21 protein-coding genes are annotated in these 16922 nt (G+C 46.2%); 3 read left to right on the top strand and 18 right to left on the bottom strand.

The window, feature by feature from the left end:
- Positions 1–71: 71 nt before the first annotated feature.
- Positions 72–401 (bottom strand): hypothetical protein, encoded by a 330-nt coding sequence (locus CFI03_RS15520; RefSeq protein WP_248757898.1) that lies wholly within the window; start codon positions 399–401, stop codon positions 72–74.
- Positions 402–950: 549 nt separating this feature from the next.
- Between CFI03_RS15520 and CFI03_RS15515 the strand changes: the two genes are divergently transcribed.
- Positions 951–1337 (top strand): hypothetical protein, encoded by a 387-nt coding sequence (locus CFI03_RS15515; protein WP_248757897.1) that lies wholly within the window; start codon positions 951–953, stop codon positions 1335–1337.
- A 77-nt stretch (positions 1338–1414) separates the two neighbouring features.
- Here the strand turns inward: CFI03_RS15515 and CFI03_RS15510 are convergent, their stop codons facing one another.
- From CFI03_RS15510 to CFI03_RS15495, 4 genes are all read right to left on the bottom strand, one after another.
- Positions 1415–1819, bottom strand: coding sequence for a hypothetical protein (locus CFI03_RS15510; RefSeq protein ID WP_248757896.1), 405 nt, complete (start codon positions 1817–1819; stop codon positions 1415–1417).
- Between the two features lie 97 nt (positions 1820–1916).
- Positions 1917–2153 (bottom strand): hypothetical protein, encoded by a 237-nt coding sequence (locus CFI03_RS15505; protein ID WP_248757895.1) that lies wholly within the window; start codon positions 2151–2153, stop codon positions 1917–1919.
- Positions 2154–2225: 72 nt separating this feature from the next.
- Positions 2226–2414, bottom strand: coding sequence for a hypothetical protein (locus CFI03_RS15500; RefSeq protein WP_248757894.1), 189 nt, complete (start codon positions 2412–2414; stop codon positions 2226–2228).
- An 83-nt stretch (positions 2415–2497) separates the two neighbouring features.
- The gene (locus tag CFI03_RS15495) at positions 2498–3085 is read right to left on the bottom strand and encodes a hypothetical protein (RefSeq protein ID WP_248757893.1); all 588 of its coding nucleotides are present in this window, start codon (positions 3083–3085) and stop codon (positions 2498–2500) included.
- 289 nt (positions 3086–3374) lie between these two features.
- On the opposite strand from CFI03_RS15495, the gene CFI03_RS15490 reads away from it, so the two are divergent.
- On the top strand, positions 3375–3758 hold the full coding sequence (locus CFI03_RS15490; protein WP_248757892.1) for a hypothetical protein: 384 nt from the start codon (positions 3375–3377) through the stop codon (positions 3756–3758).
- 103 nt (positions 3759–3861) lie between these two features.
- On the opposite strand, the gene CFI03_RS15485 is transcribed toward CFI03_RS15490, so the two are convergent.
- From CFI03_RS15485 to coxB, 12 genes are all read right to left on the bottom strand, one after another.
- A complete protein-coding gene (locus CFI03_RS15485; protein WP_248757891.1) occupies positions 3862–4257 on the bottom strand; it encodes a hypothetical protein in 396 nt (131 codons plus the stop codon).
- Between the two features lie 345 nt (positions 4258–4602).
- The gene (locus tag CFI03_RS15480) at positions 4603–5916 is read right to left on the bottom strand and encodes an ABC transporter permease (RefSeq protein WP_201008376.1); all 1314 of its coding nucleotides are present in this window, start codon (positions 5914–5916) and stop codon (positions 4603–4605) included.
- Positions 5909–6814: an ABC transporter ATP-binding protein gene (locus CFI03_RS15475; protein ID WP_248757890.1), complete on the bottom strand. Its 906-nt coding sequence runs from the start codon at positions 6812–6814 to the stop codon at positions 5909–5911. Before CFI03_RS15475 ends, CFI03_RS15480 begins: the two co-directional genes overlap by 8 nt.
- A gap of 86 nt (positions 6815–6900) precedes the next feature.
- A complete protein-coding gene (locus tag CFI03_RS15470) occupies positions 6901–7809 on the bottom strand; it encodes an ABC transporter ATP-binding protein (RefSeq protein ID WP_248757889.1) in 909 nt (302 codons plus the stop codon).
- A gap of 3 nt (positions 7810–7812) precedes the next feature.
- Positions 7813–8202 carry a GntR family transcriptional regulator gene (locus CFI03_RS15465; protein WP_248757888.1) on the bottom strand — a complete coding sequence of 130 codons (390 nt, stop codon included), beginning with the start codon at positions 8200–8202 and terminating at the stop codon, positions 7813–7815.
- Positions 8203–8221: 19 nt separating this feature from the next.
- Positions 8222–8947 (bottom strand): hypothetical protein, encoded by a 726-nt coding sequence (locus tag CFI03_RS15460; protein WP_248757887.1) that lies wholly within the window; start codon positions 8945–8947, stop codon positions 8222–8224.
- A gap of 161 nt (positions 8948–9108) precedes the next feature.
- Positions 9109–9573 (bottom strand): DUF420 domain-containing protein, encoded by a 465-nt coding sequence (locus CFI03_RS15455; RefSeq protein WP_015846848.1) that lies wholly within the window; start codon positions 9571–9573, stop codon positions 9109–9111.
- A 104-nt stretch (positions 9574–9677) separates the two neighbouring features.
- Positions 9678–10607: a cytochrome c oxidase assembly factor CtaG gene (gene ctaG / locus CFI03_RS15450; protein WP_201008372.1), complete on the bottom strand. Its 930-nt coding sequence runs from the start codon at positions 10605–10607 to the stop codon at positions 9678–9680.
- Between the two features lie 86 nt (positions 10608–10693).
- Positions 10694–11011, bottom strand: coding sequence for a cytochrome C oxidase subunit IV family protein (locus tag CFI03_RS15445; protein ID WP_015846850.1), 318 nt, complete (start codon positions 11009–11011; stop codon positions 10694–10696).
- Positions 11012–11014: 3 nt separating this feature from the next.
- Positions 11015–11632, bottom strand: coding sequence for a cytochrome (ubi)quinol oxidase subunit III (locus CFI03_RS15440; protein ID WP_201008371.1), 618 nt, complete (start codon positions 11630–11632; stop codon positions 11015–11017).
- Positions 11629–13473: a cytochrome c oxidase subunit I gene (gene ctaD, locus CFI03_RS15435; RefSeq protein ID WP_248757990.1), complete on the bottom strand. Its 1845-nt coding sequence runs from the start codon at positions 13471–13473 to the stop codon at positions 11629–11631. The genes CFI03_RS15440 and ctaD overlap by 4 nt, the downstream gene beginning before the upstream one ends.
- A gap of 67 nt (positions 13474–13540) precedes the next feature.
- Positions 13541–14587 carry a cytochrome c oxidase subunit II gene (coxB, locus tag CFI03_RS15430; RefSeq protein ID WP_015846853.1) on the bottom strand — a complete coding sequence of 349 codons (1047 nt, stop codon included), beginning with the start codon at positions 14585–14587 and terminating at the stop codon, positions 13541–13543.
- A gap of 371 nt (positions 14588–14958) precedes the next feature.
- Here coxB and CFI03_RS15425 point away from each other — a divergent pair, with 371 nt between their 5' ends.
- The gene (locus tag CFI03_RS15425; RefSeq protein WP_127495362.1) at positions 14959–15708 is read left to right on the top strand and encodes a hypothetical protein; all 750 of its coding nucleotides are present in this window, start codon (positions 14959–14961) and stop codon (positions 15706–15708) included.
- Between the two features lie 51 nt (positions 15709–15759).
- Here CFI03_RS15425 and CFI03_RS15420 read toward each other — a convergent pair whose 3' ends face one another.
- Complete coding sequence (locus CFI03_RS15420; RefSeq protein ID WP_248757886.1) at positions 15760–16914, bottom strand: MFS transporter; 1155 nt, start codon at positions 16912–16914, stop codon at positions 15760–15762.
- Positions 16915–16922: the final 8 nt, after the last annotated feature.

Below are 16922 nucleotides of genomic sequence, written 5' to 3'. Positions count from 1 at the left end.
ACGGTTATTATCTTTGTGGCCGGCTGCCTTCAGGTCAACATTAAGAAAATGTTCCTCGTTAAGCTGAATGCTTACTTGGAGTTCGGTGTGTTTGCAGAAAAGGAAACCATTTCGGGAAAACCTTCTGCTTCAAATTTAAAATAGACCAAAGAAGGATCCCAATCTTCCCAACCGATTGTTTCTGAATGAGGAACAACAGAAACAAAATACCTTAAATCCCTTTTTCGAATTTCTTTTACTAAATAAACGCTTAAACCATTATACGAAGAGGAATTAATACGAAACTTTTTACTAAAGGGAGTTGCAAGCAGCATTTCCCTCCACTTTGGTTCAAGGCTAATTTCATATGTGATATCCGCTAAATATTTTAAATGTTGTTTTTTCCATACTCGTCTTTTCAACTCTTATCACCGCTAGTTGCTACCCCAGCTATATAGCATATATTTTGATTAATTATAACATGTTCCTTTGCTCAATTACTTTAAAGGTTAGACCAACTTACTTCGATCCTTCATTAACGTAATCTGCCCTTTACTTCAACACAACAAAAACGACAGCCGATCCTTTGATCAGCTGCCGCAGTGTTTCTGAACTATCGTGTCCCGTTAGTTGAATGGGCTAATAGAGTGACTCGATCTTAATGGCAGTACATAAAGGCCCCGTGGCCATTATGATGGCAGCGGTATAAGCGCATAAAGTTGTTCTCTCCTCCCCCCCAATCGTGTATACTATATCCAAATTAAACCAAATCCGGGGTTGAGTTGATCGGGTGTGGTTCCATACACGACATCCTTTATAAATAGATGATAAGCAAAAGCAGGTAGAGTGCAGAACGAAAATCATGAGCTGCGATGATTAGAAGATGACGCCCTGACTCTGATCATACATCGCACTCAGTGATGTTAGAGCTTATTCTAAAGCGTACAGAAAGAAAGGAGAGAGCAGCAACTATGCAGTTGAAACCGAACAAAACCATTGTGACCTTCATAATAATTTGTGTACTGCAGCTATCGTTGTCAGGCGTTCGATTATTCACTACGGACCATCAAATGGTGCCCGCTTTTATTGGCTTTACGTATTTTCTCGTGAGCCTAGTATTTCTGGGGCTCCTCGTAGTAATGCTAATCGACCTTCTGACGAAGGCGCGGCGAACGATTCAAGGCCGTATCATAAACAAAGAAGGCAGCATCATTAACGTGCTACGGGATGACGGTAAGCTAAAGCGCTTCAGAATAAACGTACCTGAGGTGCTGGATGCGCTCCGAGCTGACTATAGAGTAGAGATCGTGAGCACGAATCTGGCCAATATTCCGAGCCGGATCACGGTGATTGAGTAACGAAGGTGTCGTATAGTTTTAAACTGATGTTGCATGTTAGCCGCGGTGTCTGACTCAGCTAGGAATTGCTGTTTCGGTTAGCAAAGAAGCAGCCACGTATCGCGTGCTGCTTCTTGGTGCTTTGAACTAGCGCAACAAATCATTCTAAACTCAATCCATTCTATTCCAGTTACTTTCGTTTTCGTAGTAATCCCACTAAACATCCAGTTATTTTCTTGGTTTGTGTATGGGCCAGACACTCCCCATTCGTAAGCCAGACTATGCGCGGTCACTAAAGTTTGAAAGACTGCTTCTGAGACATTGGAATTGTTTAAGGGGGTAGTGAAGGTAACGTCAAATAGACTGCTGTCCTTCCAGTAACGTTCGCATTTGCATAACGTGACCTGGGTACTGCAAACATCTTCAATGTTTTTGATTAATTTTTGTGCCTTGTCAGATGTTTTCGTTTTAAAAAATGCATGCCAAACGATTTCATTAAACAAAATCAAATTCCTCCAAACAGAATGCCCTGTTTTATCTAATACTGTAATGTTTAATCAACTAACGTTCCTCGTTAGCGTAACATCCTATAATAATCCGCTAATCCGAGAACTCTTTAAACAGTACTTCTAGTTCTGCCACATCATACATTGCACCATCACTAATAAATTTCTCTATTTCAATAGTACCGTCGTCCATAAACTCAATTTCCCATCTCTGTCCTGGTACTGCAACCTCGACCATTATTGCTTCACTTCTAACCTTGTTTAGGCGATAAAAGATATTGCTAGCTGATAATTTATTTAGAAAATCATTAATTTCTAGCATCTTATTCATGTCCACACTCCTGTTTATTGATAATAAACCTTCGAGTTGGTCCAGACTATCGTCTCCCGTTAGTTTAAAGCTTCAATCATAATCTTTATATTCGAAGTTACCCGTTTCTATCCGTTTAATAATATCCTCGAGTTCTTCAATTTTGCCTTGTTTCATATATAAAGATTCACTAGTTTTAAAAAAATGAACCAGTTTTTTCTTCTTAAGATGTGATAATCTCTTCTGTAAATAAGATAGTAGTTCTTCATTGTTTGCACTCACTTAAAGTCTCCTCTCAATTATTACGCTGCCTTTAAGTCTCAGTTGAATTATCGTTACCCTTTAGCTTTATGGCTACTTCCCTGTCATTTTTCATCTAAAGATGATCCAATAATGACTTCATCTTTAGATATGCCGATTCGCACCAGCTCGTTACCATCCACATCATAGACGACCATACGATTGGCCATCCAGGCTTCAGGCTCCTCTAAAAGGTTAAAGTAAGAGATGTAATACTCACCTTCTTCAACGGGAATGTCTATTGCTTCTTCGTCAAGATATGCGCGGATCCGGCCAATACCATCTCTTTTACCTGCTACTTGGTAATAGAATCCATTGTTTGTCTGAATAACATGGTGGTGAATCCAATTAGTCCCGTATCCAGCATTCTCAATTTTGTATTTGCCGTTTTTCCCACGGCTTAACTCTGCTACGCCAGTCTGATCGTCCAGCGTAAACAGGACGATCTGCTTGTTATCGATATCCCTAGAAAGTTGGATATCAATCGTTTTCTTGTCCTCGCTAGTACTTCCCTTGATTATGAAGCTTTCGATCGCTACGTCAATCGCTTCATTATTATTGCTAATGGGATATGTCACGGAGGTTCGGTATATATAGCCGCCACCTAGCGCGATGATGACTATTAACGAATATATTACCATTCTCATGTTCATTAGAGTGCCCCACAATCTGTGTCCGATGGATTTATCACTTATTTCTTCATTCAGTCCCAGAAGTCCCACAGACATGATACCACATATTGGAACTAACCTGCCCTTTAGTTGAGAAACGGCAGCTCATGTGCGAGCTGCCGTGCTGTGATTGTTGAGCTATAGTTCTCCGTTAGTTGAAATCACAGATGATAAAAATATCCAGTATAAAAGCGAAACAATGCATGCTAAATTGAATTGTGTTAGATGATGTAATTTAATCTGATCAATGGGCTAATAAAGGGGCAAAAAGGTGACTAAAGACAATTTTGACTACTATACAGACAAAGAATTTGAGTGGACAGGGATAATGAAATATTACCAATCCCCCAACTTCATACATAAGAAGGGAACAATATTTACTATCGAAATAAAGACTCAAAAACCGCTTGATGACATAGATTCCAACATGGTTTCCTCTTTAGCATCTTTTTGGACTTGGGGAGAAGATAGAAGAATTAAGGCTTTTAAACTTAAAACACATCAAGTAGCTGATACGCTAATTTTTCTCGAATTCCTTACTATACGTAAGAGCCAGAGATACGACGAAATCAAGCTCTTCCTCTTTGATTTAGGTTCGTTTTTAGAGCTGTGTGAATATAGAATCGAAGCCATTAAGGTTAATGAAGTCTTATGAATAAACAGCTGCCGAATGATTGCCGGCAGCTGTTTTGTTGTTGAACTAAAGTCTCCCGTTAGCGTAAAGCCGCCGGTATGTACTTGGTTGGTCTACTTGAATCTTAACCTATTGCAGACAGTAAATCATCCTTGTCATCTTTTCCTAAAAGAGTCACATTGTTTGGCGTAACCCTAAATTTCCAATAACTAATCACATTTTTATCATCCACTATATAGTTCCAATCTTTGATAAAGGTAACTTCGTATGTTTCTGTATCAATCAATTTAACACTTGTTGTTAACATTAAAATCGTTGTATTTCCATACATACCACCAATTGAGACCTTCATATTCCTTGTTCCATTTCGTTTGGGAAAGTCGGCATTTAGATGCGGCTCATTTAAATTATGCAGCTTGGTAAATGTATATTTTACTGCATCCGATTCACTAAACGAATTGCTGCAACCCGCAGATATAAAAAAGCTAAGCACAGTTATAATGTAAACCGCAATTTTCATTTTTATCATCGCCCTCCATACATTTTCGCTTTTCTATATGTATGGACAGGACCCTACATTTATCACATTTACATGGTCGTTTTACTTTCCTAGATAGATGGCATTATTGGAAGTATCCTGCCCGTTAGCTTAATGATGTTTACGGCAGTCTAAATATTTATCAGGGTTTGTAAATGGCTTTATGAACGAAAAAACGAGCCTTAGAAGCGATTCTAGAGGCTCATTTTCTTTGATTTTAATTGTCTATCTTGTAAATTGTCTTATTTTTACCTGTGAATTGTCTTGTTTTATCTTGTAAACTGTCTAATCTATAACCGTTACTCACATTTTTTTCACCTATAATTGCTATACTTTATACGCCTTCATAGCCTTTCTTAACTCTTTCCAGCTCGGACGCTTACCGTAGAGCAAGACGCCGGTACGGTAAATCTTGGCGGACAGCCAGCCCGCCGCGTAAATGCTTACGAGCAGGATCGCGATGGAGACAATAACCTGCCAGATTGGCGGATTGGCGAGACCGACGCGAAGCAGCATGACGAACGGCGAGAAGAACGGGATAAACGAAGTGACTTTTACAAGCATCGTATCCGGACTGGAAATGCTGAACGTGGTAATGTAGAAGCCAGCCAGCGACAGCATGGTAATGGGCATAACGGCTTGACCCAGATCCTCGGTACGGCTGACGATGGAACCAACTGCCGCGAACAAAGTCGCGTACAACAGGAAGCCCATTACATAGAACAGCAAGCCATATACCAGAAGCAGCGGATCCACCTTCGAAAGATCAATATTATATTGCATGAACGCCGAGTTGTTATGAGGCAGGTTGATGTTGATAATGACAACAACCAAGTAAGCTACCATTTGCGTTAGGCTTACCACAAACATGCCGAAAATTTTGCCAAACATTTGTTTTAGCGGCGATACGCTAGTGACGATAATCTCCATGACGCGCGAGCTTTTCTCCGCCGTAATTTCCGAGGCAATCATCTGGCCGGAAACCATAATGCCGAAGAACAAGAGCAGCAAGAGAAGGGTTACAAAGCCCATATCCACGCCTTGCTGAGACTCGGTCTTGCCATTGCCCGCTCCGCCTGCACCATCACTTGCCGCGATCTGCATCGTATTAATAACAACTGGATTTAGCAGCATAGATTTTTGCTGATCCGTCAATCCGCTGTCTTTCAGGACAATGTCGGTTTTTACGATTTGAATGCCTTGCTCCAGCGCCTGCGACGTTTTCTCGTCCATCAGCTTCTCGGATTTATAAGTTACGGTAGGCAGCCCCGTCTCGTTGACAGGACCAAATAGCAGGTAGCCTTTAATTTTCTTATCCGCAACGGCGGCTTTTAACGTCTTCTCGTTCTGCTCCGTGGAGCCCGTATCCGGATACTCAATCAGCTTGATTGCCGGCTTGTCTTGACCCGCGTACGTTTGGCGCAGCTGCTCCGCGATTTTGGTGCCTTCAACTGCACGCGCATCAATGGCATAACCAATGTTAGCGGGTTTATCGCTATTCTTATCAAACAAAGAAATAATATAAGGCAAGTTTGAACCGATACATAAGATGACGACAAAGATCAATGTCGTAATTAAAAAGGATTTACCCTTGAACTTGTTCTTCATCGTAAAGCCTGCTACCGTCCAGAAACTATTCATGCAGATCACCGCCTACCGCTTTAATAAAGATTTCGTTTAATGTCGGCTCCATAATCTCGAACTTGTGAATGGTCGTCTGCTCTAGGGCATGGCGCAAAATATTCGACGCCGAGCTCTCCTCCGCAATGCCAACCACGTAGCCGTATTCATGCTTCTGCACGCCGGTCACCCCGCTTAACCCTTCAAGGCCGGTCACTTCGCCTACCGTGCGCAGAACAACCTTCTCCCGTGGGTAACGTTTCTTAATCTCTCTTAAGCTGCCTTGCAGAACAGGATTGGAACGATGAAGAATCGTAATGTTGCGGCACAGCTCCTCCACATGCTCCATCCGGTGCGTCGAGAACAGCATCGAAGTTCCGGCATCCCGCAATTCCTTGACGGTAGACTTCAACAGTTCCACGTTAACCGGGTCTAGACCGCTAAAAGCTTCGTCCAAAATAACGATACGCGGACGATGTATAACCGAAGCGATAAACTGGATTTTCTGCTGATTGCCTTTGGACAGCTCCTCGATTCTTTTGCCGTAATATTCGGGAACCTCGAATCGGTCCAGCCAACGCTTCAGGTTGGCATCCGCGTCCTTCTTGTCCATCCCGCGCAGCTGCGCCAGGTAGATCAGCTGATCGCTAACCTTAACGCGCGGATACAGTCCGCGTTCTTCCGGCAAGTAGCCAAGCATGCTGAGCTGCTCCTGAGTATAAGGCTGGCCGTTGTACAAAATCCTGCCCTCGTCCGGATAGATCAGTCCCAGCACCATCCGCATCGTGGTCGTTTTGCCGGCTCCGTTAGCCCCCAGCAATCCGTAAATTTCCCCTTGTTCCACCTCAAAGCTGATTCCGTTTACCGCCGTCTTCTCCCCGTATTGCTTATGCACTCGATCTACTATTAATGGCTTCATGTATTATTCCTCCTAAAAAGAATGATCACCCAAACTGCTAGGTTTAGCAGTTCGTGATGATTCTTACTTCGAAAGCATTCCTCAAACTATGACCGGAGCCGTGTCCGTTCCTGCTCAACCAATATGGCCAAAATATCATCCAGCTGCAAAGCCTGCCGGTGCGTAATCGTAATATGTTCCTGCCCGCACCATTCTTCGGCATCCGGAGCCATCCGCGTAATGACGCGGAGCATACCGCCGCCAGTGTCCTCAATCCCGCATTGTCCCGGCATGGCTTGAACCCGCTTGCGGTTGACCTGCTCCCCATGCACATAGAAGGCATGCCAGCTTCCGAACAACTCATCCTTCTCGTATACGCCTAGCACGCGCCCATGGATCATAAATACGATATAATCGGCGAGACGCTTCACTTCTTCAACGATATGGGACGCCATCAGAATCGTCCGGTCGCCAGGCTCCATGTAACGGTGAAGGACATCAATCATCGTCCGCCATGCAAGCGGATCAAGCCCCGACGAAGGCTCATCCAAGAGGAGTAATTCCGGGTGATGCGACAGGATTAAAGCGAATTCGTATTTGCGCCGCATCCCTTTGGACATTTTGCCAAGCTTGATGCCGTCATCGACTTCAAACAACCGAAGCAGCTCCTGATAGCGGTTTACATCCCATTCGGGATACCACTTCTTCACAAATTCCGTCTTGGCAGAAGCCTTCAGTCTATTATCATGCGGGGAAAACAATTCCGGCAAAAAACCGACTCTGCTCTTCGTCTGCCAGTCTTCATCCTCGGAAATGTTTTTCCCCAGAAGCTTGATATCCCCTTTTTGAGGCTTAATCAAATCCAGAATGAGCTTAAAGGTTGAGCTTTTACCGGAGCCGTTAGGCCCTACGATGGCCGTCACGTAACCCTTTGGTACTTCGAGCTGAATGGGTCCCAGTTGAAAATGCGTCCGTTGCAGCTCAACTTCCTTCAAACTTATTGCATTTTCGTTCATCTTCTACCCTCCAAACTTTCGATCCAGCACTTCCTGGAACAGCTTCGTCAGCTCTTCCCGCGTGCATTGTACAAGCTTGCCGGCTTCAACGGCCGCCTCGAGCGCTTCCGTAACCGCGTCCAGACGGTACCGGTCCATCGCATTCTGCTCAATCCGGGCTACATACGTTCCGGTTCCTTGCTTCGTCCGGAGCAGCCCTTCATTCTCCAAATCCTGATAAACCCGGCGCACCGTAATTACACTGCATTTGAGCAGCTGCGCCAGCTCCCGGATGGAGGGCAATAACGTTCCTTCTTCCAGCTGCCCGCTTACGATTAGCGCTCTTAGCTGCACTTCAATCTGATAATAGAGCGGTTCCGCGCTTTGTTCGTTAATATGAATTGGCAGCCACACAGTCTCACCTTCTTCCAAATCAGGAGCTTACCGTAGTCTTTTTTGTATAATGGCGGTTCTTAAGCCGCTTTTTGATAATCATATAGCCCAAGTACATCGTAATGACGCACACGAGGAATGCGGCAGCGGTATACCACCATTGTCCCTTCTCTAGTCCGTCCAAGAGTCCAAGCACGATACCGGCATTGAAAAAACCAAGCACCGCGCAAATTGCCGCATAGACAACAACGCTGATATAGCAGAACATCGCGTAGGCCTTTCCGGTATGACCGATTTCAAAGTACACGTACAAGACAGCCATCGATAGGGCGTAAAAATACCAGAATAAAGCGAACAACAGATAAGCTCCGATAGATAAATGGTCATGCAGGCGGTCAACCAGTATATATTGGGTCGTGAAAAATAACGTCAGTACCAAAGCCAGCACCATAACCAGCTGAAGCATTCTTCCGATTACAAGGTGGGAGAGCGGAATCGGCAGCGTCCGCCATTCGGCCAGCTTGCCGGTGAAGGTATCCTCCCGCCAGAAGCGCATCGTCGTCTTGTTCATTACGAATGCCAAGCTTGGGAATGTAACGATAAAGATCATATCGAGCACCCAAGACATGATTCTTTCCGTATCGTTGTAGACCGCAATTGTTATCAAAGCCAGATATAGACTAAATAAAAAAGTAAATAAAATTCCAACCCAATCCCGCGTAAGCTCATGCTTAGCAATATGCCAGGCTCCTTGCCGTAAATTCAACAGGCCATCTCCTTCCGAAGCACAGTCATTATACTGTGTATATCCTTATACACAGTATATACACAGCAATACTAAAGAGTCAACAGATTTTACCATTTTGACAAAAAAAGAGAGTGTGTCTCATGAACTGAGACACACTCTAGCTTTTCAGAAATACAATCCTACCAGCCAAAAATCGCATCAATAACCGGCTTGGTATGGCCTCCCGGATACATCATATAAAGAAGGATATACACGGCAACGCCTGTAATCGCCGTGAAGAACCAGATGACCGAAGTTACTTTTCCCCACTTCCTGTGCTTCGCGTATTTCTCCCTGAAGCCCAGTACAAGTGTTGTTATGCCAAATACGGCTGCTACCGTTGCAAGAACGATATGGAACAACAAGAAGGTTAGGTAATAAGGTTTTAAGCTATCCGGCCCCCCCCATTCCGTATTACCGACAAGTACGGTCCGGGACGAATAAATGATGAAGAAGATGAGAGCTGCAATAGCCGCGGCAATCATCACTTTCTTATGTTGATCGAGCCTCCGCTTAATAGCCAGATTCCAGCCGATCGCGACCAGAATCGCGCTTATGACGATAAAGCTCGTGCTGATCGTAGGAAAAATTGTGTACTTGTCCAATGCTATCCCACCTAAAAAGAATTATCACATAAACAGACTAGGTGTAGTCTGATTATGATGATTCTTGCTTCGAAAGCACATGCCAAAAAATATTATCCGCTCTATTATACCGTGCCTTTGTTCATGTTGGGCAGCTCAATTGGCGCTTCATTTGTCGCATTTGTTACATCGTCATCCTTATGCTCGCGTTTGAACCAGTGGAAGAAGATATAAGCCAGAATGACGCCGTACATGAACTCTTGCAGCAGCTTCATGACGATACCGCCAAGCTGCTGATCCTCCTCCGGGCTTCCCAGAAGGTTGAAGAACTGTGGTCCATCGAACAGCGTAAGCAGCTGGGAAGGATCGCTTACGCAATAGCCCATCGCTTTCACCCAAGTATCGGGATTGCTATATACCGCATACATCGGCGTGCTCGCGAAAATAATAAAAGCACAAGCCGGCGTCAGGAGTACGCCGTTGGCAAATACATAGGCCATCTTCTTCAGATCGGTAAGGCGATTCCATTCCGGTACCGGATTCGCGATCTGTGCCCACATCAACATGGCCGCAACAAGCAGGATAAAATAAACAAGCCGGTGCAGCCAGAAATGCGTCATCACATAATCGTTTAGAAGCGGTACATGATAGAGCGAGAACAACATGTTAAACGTTAAAATCGCCGCAATCGGATGCGTCATAAAGCGTAGCTTCTTCCAGCCTTGGGCAGCGAGCATTCTCTGCCAGATAAAAGGTGGTACCGAGAGCAGCAGCATTGGCGGCACAATCAAATAAGAGACGGACATGTCTATCATATGGAACGTAAACATCATGTGGCCCAGCAAGCTGAACGGGCCTCCCTGCACGAGGTAGAACATGACCGCTGCGCTCACGAACATGATTTTCTGCCAGACTGTTGCCTTATCCGCGTGCGGTGCATGCTTCTCCCGCCATGGTCCAATCAGATAGAAGTAGAGAATCACAACGGCGATCATGAAGAACAAAAACCATGGGGTCCACAACTCTTCAAAGCTGAAATACTGTAAGCCAAGCATCGATGGCAGCTCCTTTCAAATATCTGCAAAAAAGGAGGGCCCGTAACTGTATTGGGGACCCTCCTCTTTTCAATTATGCAATAACGTTACCACCAAGCCCAATATTCCGCCATGATGACACACGTGAATACGACGAATACGCCAAACAGGATACCGATAATCGCAAACGTATGGCCGCGATCCTTCATATGCATCCAGAACGCCATCTGTACAAATACTTGCAAGATTGCGCAGCCGATAAGAATGATGTAGATGAAGTCGGTGTTAATCTCACCGCCGGCGACAGCCGCGAAAGCGATCAATGTCAGCAGGATCGAGAAGATAAAGGCAACGATGTGTTTCTTAGGTCCTTCAACCTTATGACGAACCGGACGTTGTTCCTCCGTGGTATGATTGCTTGCCATGGATTAGCCCACCTTTCCCATCAGGTAAACGACGGTGAAGATAAATACCCAGACAACGTCGATGAAGTGCCAGTAGATGCCGGCAACGTATGCTTTAGGAGCAGTTGTAACCGTCAGGCCTTTCTTCAGCAATTGTCCGATCAGAAGCGAGATCCACACGATACCAAACGCTACGTGAGCGCCGTGGAAGCCAACCAATGTATAGAACGAGGAGCTGAATGCGCTCGTTGTAAATCCATGTCCTTCATGAACGTAATTCGTGAACTCGTAAATCTCCAGGCCAAGGAAGCCAAGACCCAGAATGACCGTAATGACCAGCCACCAGATCATTGCTTTTACCTTTTGCAGGTGAAGAGCTTGAGTTGCGAATACGCTCGTAAGCGAGGAAGTCAGGAGCAAGCCTGTTGCAAGCGCAACGAGCGGAAGCTCGAACAGCTCTTGTGATTTGGGACCGTCAAGCACTTGATCGCGGAGAGCAAGGAACGCCGAGAAGAGCGTTCCGAACAATACCGTTTCCGCGCCAAGGAATAACCAGAAACCAAGAATCTTATTGCGACCCTCGAGGGTTGCTTTTTCAGGCTCATGAGGCAATTGGCCTTCAGTATGGGAATGTGCACTCATGCTTTAACCCCCTTATCTTGCAGTTCTTCTGGTTCGATATGGAAGCCGTGATCATCGATCAGGGAACGGATAATCATACATGTAAATGTAATGATCAGACCGATACCGCCTACAACGAATCCTGCTTCAATACCTGCGATTTTACCCCATTCGCCATGCGAGTACATGAGACCAAGACCTGTAATAAACAAGCCGATCGCCATAAACAATGGCAGAATAGACGGGGATGGCATATGGATCGAACCGATCGGTTCAGCCGGTGTCATTTCTTTATGACCATCCATTTTTTCTTTCCAGTATGCATCATAACCGCGTACAAGCGGAGTTTGCTTGAAGTTGTATTCCGGAGCCGGCGAAGGAATCGTCCACTCCAGCGTACGGCCGTCTTCCCAAGGATCGTTTGCTGCGTTTTTCGGCTTGAACGCCGTAACGACAACATTCAGAAGGAAGAAGATCGTACCCAGACCCATCAGCATTGCGCCGATTGTACTGACCAAGTTCAGTTCATTGAAGCCCAGACCGTCCAGATAAGTCCAGATCCGGCGCGGCATACCCATCAGACCAAGGAAATGCTGTACGAAGAATGTCAGATGGAAGCCGATAAAGAATGTCCAGAACGTCAGCTTTGCCAGACCTTCGTTAAGCATGCGGCCGAACATCTTAGGCCACCAGTAATGAAGACCAGCAAAGAGACCCAATACAAGACCGCCAACGATAACGTAGTGGAAATGCGCTACGACGAAGTAGGAGTCGTGGTACTGGAAGTCGGCAGGAGCCGCAGCCAGCATGACACCGGTTACACCGCCCATTACGAACGTTGGGATAAATCCTACGGCAAACAGGTTTGCTGCATTGAATTTAATCGAACCGCCCCACAACGTGAACAGCCAGTTAAAGATCTTGATACCTGTCGGAACCGCGATCAGCATCGTTGCAATGGAGAACAAACCGTTCGCAACCGGTCCAAGACCTGTCGTGAACATGTGATGCGCCCATACCATGAAGCCCAAGAAACCGATCAGGATCGTAGCAAAGACCATCGAGCTGTATCCGAACAACCGTTTACGCGAGAACGTGCTGACAACTTCGGAGATAACACCGAATGCCGGCAGGATCAGGATATAAACCTCAGGATGCCCGAAGATCCAGAAAATATGCTCCCAGAGAACGGCATTACCGCCGCCGGAAGGATCAAAGAAGTTTGCGTCGAATATGCGGTCGAACATGAGGGCCGCAAGGCCAACCGTCAGTGCAGGGAATGCGAACAGGATCAGTGCCGAAGTAATGAATACGGACCAAGTAAACATCGGCATGCGCATGAAGGTCATTCCCGGAGCGCGCATATTAATAATCGTTACCAAGAAGTTAATACCGCCGACCAGCGTACCGATACCCGCAATTTGCAAGCCAAGCACGTAATAGTCAAAACCGTGGTCGCCGTTAAATGTAGTGCCCGAAAGCGGGGCGTAAGCCGTCCAGCCGCCGTCCGGTGCAGCGCCAGTAAACCAGCTGACATTCAGCAGGACTGCGCCAAAGAAGAAAGTCCAGAAGCCAATTGCGTTTACGAATGGGTACGCAACGTCGCGCGCGCCAATCTGCAGCGGTACAATCGCGTTCATCAATGCGAAGATGACTGGCATCGCTGCAAGGAAGATCATTGTAGTACCGTGCATCGTAAGCAGCTCGTTATATGTATCCGCGCTAACGAAGTCGTTAAGCGGTTTCCACAGCTGAATCCGAATGAGAAGTGCTTCCAACCCGCCGACCAGGAAGAAAAAACCGCCGGCGATTAAATACAATATACCGATTTTTTTGTGGTCAACCGTTGTCAGCCAGTCCATCAGGCCGGAATAACGTTTAACCGCATGTCCATGAGCCAAGGTAGGTACCTCCTTTAATCACCGATGATTATTGTTGATAGTCGAGAGTCAATTCCGATAAATATTTAGAAATTCCGTCAAGCTCTTGTTGAGTAAGATCAACCTTAGGCATCAGCGTGCCAGGTTTTACAGCCGACGGATCTTCAATCCAGCGATGCAGGTTGTCGTAAGTCGAACCTTCGTTGGAATATTTCGGATCATCAGTGTTAACGAGAATACCACCGACAGTCTCACGGCTGCCGATACCAGTCAGGTTAGGGAATGCCGGACCGCCTTGATCGCCTACGGCGTGGCAAGTCAGACACTTGCTGACAAATGCTTCTTTAATAGCTGGGTCGCTTGGAAGCGCAACCGGAGCTTGCAAAGCAGCAGTCCAACGGTCAAACGAAGCCTCGTCCACCGATTTTACTTTAAAATCCATTAAGCCGTGCGAAGGTCCGCAAAGCTCGGCGCATTTACCTAAGTAAACGCCTTCTTTTGGAGCCGAGAAGTACATGATGTTTACGTTAGCTCCAGGGTTAGCATCGATTTTACCGGCAAGAGACGGAATCCAGAACGAGTGAAGAACGTCTGCTGATTTCGCTTCGATGGAGATCGTCTTGCCTTTAGGAATTACCAATTCCTGTGCAGTCTTAATTCCGAGTTCAGGATACTCGAATTCCCACCAATATTGGTGAGCGGTTACAACAACCTTAACCGCCTCCGGATCTTTTGTGTGATCCTTTGAGAGGTTAAATACCGATTGGATGGTTGGTACGCCCAGGATGATCAGCAGGATAATCGGAATGACCGTCCAGATAATCTCCAGCTTATGGTTACCTTCCACTTGTTTCGGAATGGTGTTGTCGCCGGGACGTCTGCGGAAACGAATAATTACATAGAAAGAAATCGCAAACACGACCACAATCACGATGAGCATGATTGAAATCGCCAGCTTCATCAGTCCGAACTGCTCTTCCGCTACAGGACCTTGGGGCCTCAGCGTGGACAAGTCACTTCGTCCGCATGCCGACAGCACGAGCACCATCAAGGCCAGAAGCGGTGCAAGCTTTCTAAAAAACTGCCACCGATTCATCAATAATCAACCCCACTTTTGACGTTTTCGCAGATGCTAACATCTTAGTAATAATGCGGCAAACTGCGTGTTTCACAGATGTTATGACAACTACTGGAACTAAATCACTTAATTAAATATAAAGTTGCTGTACTTATTTGTCAATGTTCCACAGAGAGTTCACAAATTGTTCTCAAAGCTGTCAAAAACTCAGGTTTTTCACGGTTTCGCGGCTTTGACAAAGTGATTAAAAACATGCTATCAAACACGGTTTCCCTACCCTACATTGTGCACCAAACCCATGGTCAATTATGTATGGAGGCCAAAGTGTATATTTCATCGTTCCCTACAAACCCTATTCCTATAACTGCCCGAATGGAGGCTGATTCCCCATGAACAAACGAGTATCCGGATTATTGATGATTTCTTGTTTATTGATAAGCATGACTGCGGCCTGCGGTTATGAGAAGCTCAGCAGAAGCAGCGATCACGATTACGGTAGCCGGAAAGCCGGCGACGCCAAAATGCTTGGCGGCAAAATGTACGGGACTTCTTCCGCCAACAATCCCCGCCAGCATGACAATGCCTTTTTCGAATACAGCAATAAGCTGTCTAATGAAGTTTCCAAGCTTGGCGGCGTAGGCACCGCCATCGTAATGCTCACCGACAAGAATGCCTATGTAGGCCTTGCTCTCGATTGGTCGGCCGTTGGCACCAAGAGCGCAGGGCGTACCGACGAACAGGACCGCAGCGGTTCAAGCGAGGGCGTATACAATCATGACACCGGCAGTCAACGCTGGGATAACCGTCATCTTGTCACGCCCTATAACTCCCTATTCACTGTAAATGACCACAGCATGCTTTCCCCTGAGCTGAAGCAGACCGTAGCCGTGAAGGTCAGGGAGCTTGCCCCGGCTGTCCAGGAAGTGCATATTTCGGCCAACATGGATTTTGTGAACGAACTTAACGAATATGCGAAAGAAGCCTGGATGAATCATTCCCTTACTCCATGGCTTCAGGACTTTAATACCCTCGTGAAATACCAGTTTGCGGGCGGAGATATCATGCCTCAGAAGATTAAGGATTACGATAATATGCGCGCCAAACAAAAAAACGGACAATCCATTATTCCTACCCATTAATGAATTTCCAAAAAAATCTCTTCTATTATATATGTATATATGCAAAAAGGATCAGGTTGCCCTGATCCTTTTCATTTGATTCACATTCCGCTGAATAAGCAGTCCGCAGCAAGCCCCGATAAACGACAAAGCCGACATGCAAGCGTACAAGGCAGGTCCCCCTATCCAGTCAAAGAGCCAGCCACCCACCGTCGAGGATATAATACTCGATATCCCGAACAGCAGCATCGCGAGTATCGTTTGTCCGGTCGCTTTCCACTGCTCCGGAATCAAGGTATACAGATATTGAATGGATGCCGCATAGAACAGGACAAACGAAACGCCCTGCAAAAGCTGCAGCCATACAATCGCTACCGGGTTATCCCACCAGGCCGACAGGACAAAACGAAGCACATAAAAAAACGCCGCTACGGAGATGACCTGCAGTTCCTTGCCCGGCTTGATGAACCGGTTAATTAAAGCGAAGAATACGACCTCGGCCAGCGTCATTATGAACCAGGCCAATCCAACCATCCCTACCCCGCCGCCAAGGCTTTGCACGTACAAGCCGACGTAGCTGTCGTTCATCCGGTGCGGGATCGCGATCAGAAGCACCAGCAGCAGAAACTGTACGGTACGCTTGTCCTTGAAGAAGGGCTTCATATCCCGCCAAGCCACCGGCTTGCCGGCTGCCGGAGTTTCAGGCAGCATGGCGCAGAGCAAAAACGCGAGAACGCCGTAAGCGGCAAACAGATACATAAAGCTGCCCATTCCGTACCTGTCGCCAATATAGCCTATTATATAGGAAGCGACAGCATACCCAAGCGCGCCGTACATCCGGACGGTACCAAAGCCAACCCCCGCTTTTTCCGCCAAGCGGTAATTCATGCTCTCGGTTAACGGGTCGGCCGGCATCAGGAAGAAGTACATTGCCGCCGTCAGCGCAAATGCGGCTGGCATTAGCGATATCGAGAACAGCGCCATCCCAAGGCCAATCGAAGCAATAAGCAGGATCAAGAGCACTGCCTTGACCGTTTTATATTTATCGCTGATCATTCCCCAGAGCGGCTGCGAGACCACTCCGATCATGCTTCCCGTCCCCAGAATAACCCCGATCTCCGATGCCGTAATGCCTTTCTCCGCGAAATATAACGGAAGGAACGACAGAAACATCGCAAACATCGAGAAATAGAAGAAGTTGTATCCCCTTAGCAAAACAAGCTTCATATCTTATC

This window comes from Paenibacillus sp. ATY16 (assembly GCF_003399985.2).
Lineage (GTDB): Bacteria > Bacillota > Bacilli > Paenibacillales > Paenibacillaceae > Pristimantibacillus > Pristimantibacillus glycanilyticus.
The sequence above is the reverse complement of the archived record's forward strand: the minus strand, read 5'-3'. Positions and strand labels throughout refer to the sequence as shown.

Excerpts from the sequence above, each read along its gene's own strand:
- CFI03_RS15420 (WP_248757886.1), bottom strand. The coding sequence starts at position 16,914 with ATGAAGCTTGTTTTGCTAAGGGGATACAACTTCTTCTATTTCTCGATG.
- CFI03_RS15445 (WP_015846850.1), bottom strand. The coding sequence starts at position 11,011 with ATGGCAAGCAATCATACCACGGAGGAACAACGTCCGGTTCGTCATAAG.
- CFI03_RS15485 (WP_248757891.1), bottom strand. The coding sequence starts at position 4,257 with ATGAAAATTGCGGTTTACATTATAACTGTGCTTAGCTTTTTTATATCT.
- CFI03_RS15480 (WP_201008376.1), bottom strand. The coding sequence starts at position 5,916 with ATGAATAGTTTCTGGACGGTAGCAGGCTTTACGATGAAGAACAAGTTC.
- CFI03_RS15470 (WP_248757889.1), bottom strand. The coding sequence starts at position 7,809 with ATGAACGAAAATGCAATAAGTTTGAAGGAAGTTGAGCTGCAACGGACG.
- CFI03_RS15425 (WP_127495362.1), top strand. The coding sequence starts at position 14,959 with ATGAACAAACGAGTATCCGGATTATTGATGATTTCTTGTTTATTGATA.
- ctaG (WP_201008372.1), bottom strand. The coding sequence starts at position 10,607 with ATGCTTGGCTTACAGTATTTCAGCTTTGAAGAGTTGTGGACCCCATGG.
- CFI03_RS15440 (WP_201008371.1), bottom strand. The coding sequence starts at position 11,632 with ATGAGTGCACATTCCCATACTGAAGGCCAATTGCCTCATGAGCCTGAA.
- CFI03_RS15515 (WP_248757897.1), top strand. The coding sequence starts at position 951 with ATGCAGTTGAAACCGAACAAAACCATTGTGACCTTCATAATAATTTGT.
- coxB (WP_015846853.1), bottom strand. The coding sequence starts at position 14,587 with ATGAATCGGTGGCAGTTTTTTAGAAAGCTTGCACCGCTTCTGGCCTTG.
- CFI03_RS15505 (WP_248757895.1), bottom strand. The coding sequence starts at position 2,153 with ATGAATAAGATGCTAGAAATTAATGATTTTCTAAATAAATTATCAGCT.
- ctaD (WP_248757990.1), bottom strand. The coding sequence starts at position 13,473 with ATGGACTGGCTGACAACGGTTGACCACAAAAAAATCGGTATATTGTAT.
- CFI03_RS15475 (WP_248757890.1), bottom strand. The coding sequence starts at position 6,814 with ATGAAGCCATTAATAGTAGATCGAGTGCATAAGCAATACGGGGAGAAG.
- CFI03_RS15495 (WP_248757893.1), bottom strand. The coding sequence starts at position 3,085 with ATGAACATGAGAATGGTAATATATTCGTTAATAGTCATCATCGCGCTA.